A 6,521-nucleotide genomic window follows, 5' to 3' on the forward strand; every position below is an offset into this window, starting at 1 on the left:
GGTGCCTATGCGAAGGGGCTTCACGAATGCGCCGGATGATGACGGCTGTGCACTATTCCGACGGACATCCTTACCCCATCCCCCTGTCGCTTTGGCAAAAAGGTAAGAGCAGGCTCCGGCACTGTCAAACGATCTGGACAGTGCTGCGTAAGCGGAGCTTGATCAGCCAAAGGGGCCGTTGAGGCGCACGATGGCGTAATTCAGCCAGGAGGCGAAGCTGACCCAGAGCAGATAGGGCAGGATCAGCAGGCTGGCGAAGGGCGAGATCGGCCAGAGCCCGATCACCAGTGCCACCAGCGACGACCAAAGGAATATGACCTCGATCAGTGCCCAGTCGGGGCGGCGCGCCCGGAAGAACAGCGGGCTCCAAAGCGCGTGGAAGAGGGCGTTCGTCGCGAAAAGGATGACGACATCGGTTCGCGCGGCCTGATCGGGCGCCGCATTCCACGCGGTTACCGCCGACCATGCAGCGAGGCCGAGGATGATCGTCCAAGCAGGGCCGAACAGCCAGTCCGGCGGCTGCAGCGAGGGTTTGGCCAGGGACCGGTACCAGGGACCGATCGGCGTCATGAGCCCGCCCAGCACACCCAGAAACAGGGCGCCGCCCCCCGCCACGATGATCGGCGTCCACATGTCTCACTATCCTGCTTGTAGAGTGTCCAACCCGTGTTACAGTCCCCAAGTGCGTGTGTCATTTCCATTCTCCGCGATCGTCGGCCAGGACGAGATGAAGCGCGCCTTGCTGATCGCGGCAGTTGATGCTCGGATCGGTGGGGTCATGGTGTTCGGCGACCGCGGAACCGGCAAGTCGACGGCGGTCCGTGCGCTCGCCGGACTTTTGCCGCCGATCGATGCGGCGGCTGCCGGTTATCAGGACGGTACGCCCCGCAAGGGCAAGGTGCCGGTCCCGTTCGTCGACCTGCCGCTGGGCGCAACCGAAGACCGCGTCGTGGGGGCGCTCGATCTCGAGCGGGCGCTCGGAGCGGGCGTCAAGGCGTTCGAGCCGGGGCTGCTGGCGCGGGCCAATGGCGGCTTCCTCTACATCGACGAGGTCAATCTGCTCGAGGACCATATCGTCGATCTGCTGCTCGACGTCGCGGCATCGGGCGAGAATCTGGTCGAACGCGAAGGGCTGAGCGTGCGGCATCCCGCGCGCTTCGTACTGGTCGGCAGCGGCAACCCCGAGGAAGGCGAACTGCGCCCGCAATTGCTCGACCGCTTCGGCCTGTCGGTCGAGGTGCGGACGCCCACGGACCTGAAGCAACGGGTCGAAATATTGAAGCGCTGCGATGCGTTCGAGCGCGATCCGCAGGCCTTTACTGAAAGCTGGAAGCGCGCCGAACGCAAGACGCTGAAGCAGATCGCGCGCGGCCGCGAGGCGTTGTCGGCCGTGACGATATCGGACGCCGTCCTGGCCTATGCCTCGCGCCTCTGCATGACGGTCGGGGCCGATGGACTGCGCGGCGAACTGACGCTGATGCGGGCAGGGCGCGCGCTGGCGGCGCTCGACGGGGCGGAGACCGTGAGCACGGACCATGTTGCGGCTGTCGCGCCGATGGCGCTGCGCCACCGTCTGCGCCGGGGAGTACTCGACGATACGGGCTCGACCGCGCGGATCGAACGCGCGCTGGAGGATATGGTGGCGTGACCGGGTCGCGCGAAGCCGCGCCCGATGCTTTTGCCGATGCAAAGATGGCGGCGCGGATGTGCGCGATCGATCCGGGGCTTGGCGGCCTGGTCCTGCGGGGCGGGGGCGAACGCCGCGATGCGCTGGTTGCGGACATGCGCGCGGGTCTGCCGGCGGGTTCCCCGGTGCGGCGTTTGCCTGTCCATGTCGATGACGAGCGGCTGCTGGGGGGAATCGATCTCGCCGGGACCCTTTCCCTCGGACGCGCGATGACGAGTAGCGGGCTGCTCGACGAGGTGGCGGGCGGCGTGCTCGTCGTGCCGATGGCGGAGCGGATTTCTGCGGAGACGGCCGGCCGCATCGGCGCGGCGATGGACGGCGGCGACAGGCCCTTTCTGCTGGTCGCCTTCGATGACGGCGTCGAGCCGGATGAACGCCCGCCGGCGACGTTGGTCGAGCGGCTGGCTTTCGCGATCGACCTTTCCTCCCAGGCGTCGGGAGAGGGCTTCTTCGCCGCGCGATGGAAGGACGACAACGCAAGCGATCCGACCGTTGCGATCGCGCCGCCCGAGCCTGTGATCGGCCCGCAGCCCCATGCCGGGGAGGATATGATGACCGCGCTGGTCACCACCGCAGCTGCGCTCGGCATAGAGTCGGCGCGCGCGCCGATGCTGGCGCTCCGAGCGGCGCGGGCCTCGGCCAGGCTCGCGGGGCGGGGAGAGGTGAGCGAGGAGGATGTCATGCTCGCCGCGCGTCTCGTGCTTGCACCGCGCGCAACCTGTCTACCCGCAGCGGCCGAGGAGGATGCAGCGCCGGAACCGCCGCCGCCTTCGTCGGAGACGGACGCCGGCAACGAAGAGCGCGGCGAACCCGGTCCCATCGAAGACATCGTTCTTGCCGCCGCTTTGGCGGCCTTGCCCAATGATGTGCTGGCGCGGATCGCTGCCGGGCGTAGCCGCAAGGCCGGTCGCGCCAACGGGGCAGGGGAGCGGCAGCCCTCGGGCGCGCGCGGTCGACCGATGAGCGCGCGCGCCGGCATGCCGGGGAGCGGGCGTCGCCTGAGCCTGATCGACACGCTGCGTGCGGCGGCGCCATGGCAGAGACTGCGCGGTGCCGATGGTGGCCGGGTGGCCGTCCGCCGCAGCGACTTGCGCATTCGCCGGTTCGAAACGCGGGCGCGCGCGCTCACCATCTTCGCGGTCGATGCTTCGGGCTCGTCGGCGCTGGCGCGGCTGGCCGAAGCCAAGGGGGCGGTCGAGTTGTTGCTGGCCGAAAGCTATGTGAAGCGGGCCGAGGTGGCGGTGGTCGCTTTCCGGGGAACGATGGCGGAGCTGTTGCTGCCGCCTACCCGCTCGCTCGCCCGCGCCCGTCGCTCGCTTGCCGAACTGCCGGGGGGCGGGGGGACACCGCTGGCGGCCGGACTGAACGCGGCCCGCGAAATCGCCGAGAGTGCGCGGGCGCGGGGCCGGACGCCCTTCGTCGTCGTGCTGACCGACGGTCGTGCCAATATTGCCGCCGACGGCAGCGCGGCGCGCGAGGCTGCGGAACGCGACGCCATCGCCGCCGCCGGTGCGATCGGTGCGGCGGGCATTGCGAGCGCCTTCGTCGACATATCGGCGCGGCCCAGGCCCGAAGGGGCCAGGCTCGCGCGGGAAATGGGCGCGCGCTATCTGCCGCTGCCGCGCGCCGATGCGGCGGCGATGCACGCCGCCGTGACGGCGGCGCAGGCCGGATGAGCAGGCCGCGCTGGGACGTCGAGGGCCGCGACTGGCCCAATCGCGCCCACAGCCGGTTCGTCGAGGTCGGGCGGATGCGCTTCCATGTCCAGATAATGGGCGACGGGCCGGTGCTGCTGCTGCTGCACGGCACCGGCGCGGCGACGCACAGCTGGCGTGCTCTGGCGCCGCTGCTCTCCGAACATGCCACCGTCATCGCACCCGACCTGCCGGGGCACGGTTTCACGACCGGACGTCCCGCCGGTGGTATGGGAATTGCCGCGATGGCGCGCGCGATCGGCGAACTGCTGCACGTGCTGGATATCCGGCCAAAGGCGATAGCGGGTCATTCGGCCGGGGCGGCGATCGCCATCCGCATGGCGCTGGACGGCGTCGCCGATCCCGCCGCGATCATCGGTCTGAACGCCGCACTGCTGCCCTTTCCGGGATTGGCCGCCGCCTTGTTTCCGACGCTCGCACGCCTGCTGTTCGTCAATCCTCTTGCGCCACACATCCTCTCACGATTGATGCGCACGCCGGGCGAGACGGCCCGCTTCCTTGCGCGCAGCACCGGCTCGCGCATCGATCGGCAGGGCATCGGCTTTTATGAGCGGCTGTTCGCGACCTCGGACCATTGCGCGGGCGCGATCGGGATGATGGCCGATTGGGATCTGGAAGCGCTGAAACGCGATCTGCCCCGGCTGCGCACGCCATTGCTGCTGGTGCATGGCGAGGCCGATACCGCGATCCCGCTTGCCACCGCGCGTGGGGCCGCCGCCATGGTGAGGGGTGCCGAGTTGCAGACCTTGCCCCGTCTCGGCCATCTCGCCCATGAAGAGCAGCCGGCGGAGACGGCCCTCATCATCAGAAATTTCCTGGAGGCATCCCTATGAGTCTGGGCCTGCTCGACCTCGCGATCGCCGGCGTACCCGCGCTCGCCTTCGGCATCTGGCAACTCATATCGATCAACCGCGAGATCGCGCGCGACCGGCAGAAGCGCGACGAGGCGGCGCAAAACGCTTCACCAGAAGGCTCTGGGCATCCTGTAGGGGAGCATCGACTGGATGATCGGTGAGCGGAAGCGGCCGAGCGACAGGCTTTCGTGCACGGCGTGCACGTCCTCGCCGAACAGCCGGGTTGCCAGCGCCGTCCGCGCATAGAAGGGCGCGTCGATCCACGTTCTGAGCACGCGCGGCGTATGGCCCGCGTCCGCGCGCGTCGCCCGCTTCACCAGCCACCCGCTGCGCGGCAGTGGCGCCGGCGCCGGCTGGACGACGTCGTGCCAGCGCCCCTGCCGGTCGAACTTCAGCGCGAGGTCGAACGGAGCGCCGCCGCGTCGGCGGCCTTCGTAGAGCACCGCCACATCCTGTTTCAGATGCGCGCGCGACCAATGCCATTCGTCGAACCCGTCCTCGAGCGGCTCGTCGCCGAAGTTCGAATCGAAATAGCCGTCGCCGTGCCAGACCACATCGGGGTGGGTCATCGCCACCTCCACCCGCGCACGCGGCGCGACCGGGTGCCAGCGGTGCATGCCGGCCGGATCTAGCGCGAAGGCCGTGGTGCCGATCATCTCCGGCGTCACCCGCACGGTGCCGCGCACCTTATAAGGTAGAGGGGCTGAAATTTCGGCGATCTCGATCACCAGCGTGTCGCCGTCCCAGCTCAACCCGCTTGGGCCGACGGTGAAATGGTCGCGTCCGCGGTCGACGCGGGCTGCGCCCCGCTCGGTCATCGCCCAGGCACTGCCGCGCGGTCCCGCCAGCGAGACGTTGATCGCGCAGTGATTGTCGGGTCGGCCCCGTCCGCTGAACTTGTAATAGGGCGAGAAGACGCTGCCGATGAAGGCGATGATCGTCAGCCCGTAGCGGCCGTCGGCGCTGGTTGCGTCGATGTACCACCAGGCATAGCCGTTCGGCGCGACCGCGACATCGAAGCGCGGTCCCTGAGCAGACAATCGACGGCTAGCTGGCCGGAAAGCGCCGCCATCGGGACGCCCGCGCCGGGGTGGGTGCTCCCGCCCGCGCAATAGAGCCCAGGGATCGCTGTCCGGCTGCCCTGCCGGCGGAAGGAGGCCGCCCACCCGTGCGAGGCCGGTCCATAAAGGGCTCCACCCGTCGACGGAAACAGCGTCTCGAAGTCGTTCGGCGTCGTCAGCACCGCCGAGGCTCCCAGATCGAGCGAAAGTCCCGCCCGCGAAACGCTGTCCAACATGCGCTGTGTGCATAGGTCGATCTCCGCTGGGGATGGGGGGGCGCCGTCGCCGGTGGCGGGCGCGTTGACGATGATCTGGACGCGCTCTCGGCCGTCGACGCGCAGCGCGCCGTCGTCGTCGCGATCCTGCGCGCAGAGATAGACGCTCGGCGCGTCGGCCAGCCGACCGGCGGCGAGCGCGGTGAACTCGGCGGCGTAATCCTTCGAGAAGAAGACGCTGTGGTGCACCAGCGGGAAGCCCGTCGTTTCCGCCTGTGCGGTCCACACCATCGCGCTCAGCGAGCGTCGGCGTGGGGCGACACTGCCCGTCGCGTGCCGCGCCGCATCGCCGAATGCGCCTGAGCCGATCGCGGCCGGGTCGGCGTTGCACAGAACGGCACTCGCTTCGATCCGTTCGCCGGTCGACAGGATGATGCCCGTCGCACAGCCTCGTTTGACGACGATCTCACGGACGGGTACGCCATAGCGGAAGCGTGCGCCGACGCTGCGCCCGAGGGATTCGAGTGCGCGCGCGAGCCGATGCATGCCGCCCTCGATGAGCCAAACGCCGTTGGCCTCGACATGGGAAATCAACATCAGCGTCGCCGGACACAGGAAGGGCGAAGATCCGCAATAGGTGGCATAGCGACCGAACAGCTGGCGCAGCCGCGGATCGGCGAAATAGCCGCCCAGCGCGCGCCACATCGACGTGTAGGCGCGCAAGTTCAGATAGTCGGGGAAGCCCCGCACGCCCATCCGCCATCCGAGCGTGATCGGATCGGTCTTCGTCCTGCGCAGAAACGGGCGGTCAAGCGCGTCGAACAGCCGCTTCGCCTCGGTACGAAAGGCGCGGTAGCCTCGCGTGAGAACGGCGGAGCAATATTCGACCACGGTAGCGGCGGGATAGTCCTGCTGCGGGCGGCGTAAAAGTCGTCCACCTTGAAGCCTTTCTGCCGAGTCAGGGAGGTGTGGGGATCTACAGCGTGGAA

Annotated in this window: 7 protein-coding genes; 4 read left to right on the forward strand and 3 right to left on the reverse strand. The window is 68.9% G+C overall.

Features of this window, described 5'->3' with window-relative positions:
• Window positions 1-162 precede the first annotated feature (162 nt).
• Window positions 163-633 (reverse strand): TspO/MBR family protein, encoded by a 471-nt coding sequence (locus tag KAY22_RS22630; RefSeq protein WP_296625442.1) that lies wholly within the window; start codon window positions 631-633, stop codon window positions 163-165.
• A 49-nt stretch (window positions 634-682) separates the two neighbouring features.
• Between KAY22_RS22630 and KAY22_RS22635 the strand changes: the two genes are divergently transcribed.
• Genes KAY22_RS22635 through KAY22_RS22650 form a run of 4 tightly spaced genes read left to right on the forward strand, consistent with a single transcriptional unit; the run spans window position 683 to window position 4,417 of the window.
• The gene (locus KAY22_RS22635; RefSeq protein WP_296625443.1) at window positions 683-1,648 is read left to right on the forward strand and encodes an ATP-binding protein; all 966 of its coding nucleotides are present in this window, start codon (window positions 683-685) and stop codon (window positions 1,646-1,648) included.
• On the forward strand, window positions 1,645-3,363 hold the full coding sequence (locus KAY22_RS22640; protein WP_296625444.1) for a magnesium chelatase subunit D: 1,719 nt from the start codon (window positions 1,645-1,647) through the stop codon (window positions 3,361-3,363). The genes KAY22_RS22635 and KAY22_RS22640 overlap by 4 nt, the downstream gene beginning before the upstream one ends.
• Window positions 3,360-4,235, forward strand: coding sequence for an alpha/beta fold hydrolase BchO (bchO, locus tag KAY22_RS22645; RefSeq protein WP_296625445.1), 876 nt, complete (start codon window positions 3,360-3,362; stop codon window positions 4,233-4,235). Before KAY22_RS22640 ends, bchO begins: the two co-directional genes overlap by 4 nt.
• Window positions 4,232-4,417, forward strand: a complete 186-nt coding sequence (locus tag KAY22_RS22650) for a hypothetical protein (RefSeq protein ID WP_296625446.1) — start codon at window positions 4,232-4,234, stop codon at window positions 4,415-4,417. Before bchO ends, KAY22_RS22650 begins: the two co-directional genes overlap by 4 nt.
• Here KAY22_RS22650 and KAY22_RS22655 read toward each other — a convergent pair.
• Together KAY22_RS22655 and KAY22_RS22660 are read right to left on the reverse strand one after the other, a co-directional pair.
• Window positions 4,364-5,296 carry a hydratase gene (locus KAY22_RS22655; RefSeq protein ID WP_296625447.1) on the reverse strand — a complete coding sequence of 311 codons (933 nt, stop codon included), beginning with the start codon at window positions 5,294-5,296 and terminating at the stop codon, window positions 4,364-4,366. The genes KAY22_RS22650 and KAY22_RS22655 overlap by 54 nt on opposite strands.
• Window positions 5,197-6,521 (reverse strand): FAD-dependent oxidoreductase (locus tag KAY22_RS22660; RefSeq protein WP_296625448.1); only part of this gene is annotated, 1,325 nt, incomplete at its 5' end. The genes KAY22_RS22660 and KAY22_RS22655, both read right to left, overlap by 100 nt.

Source organism: Rhizorhabdus sp., from assembly GCF_018006725.1.
In the GTDB taxonomy this organism is placed as follows: domain Bacteria; phylum Pseudomonadota; class Alphaproteobacteria; order Sphingomonadales; family Sphingomonadaceae; genus Rhizorhabdus.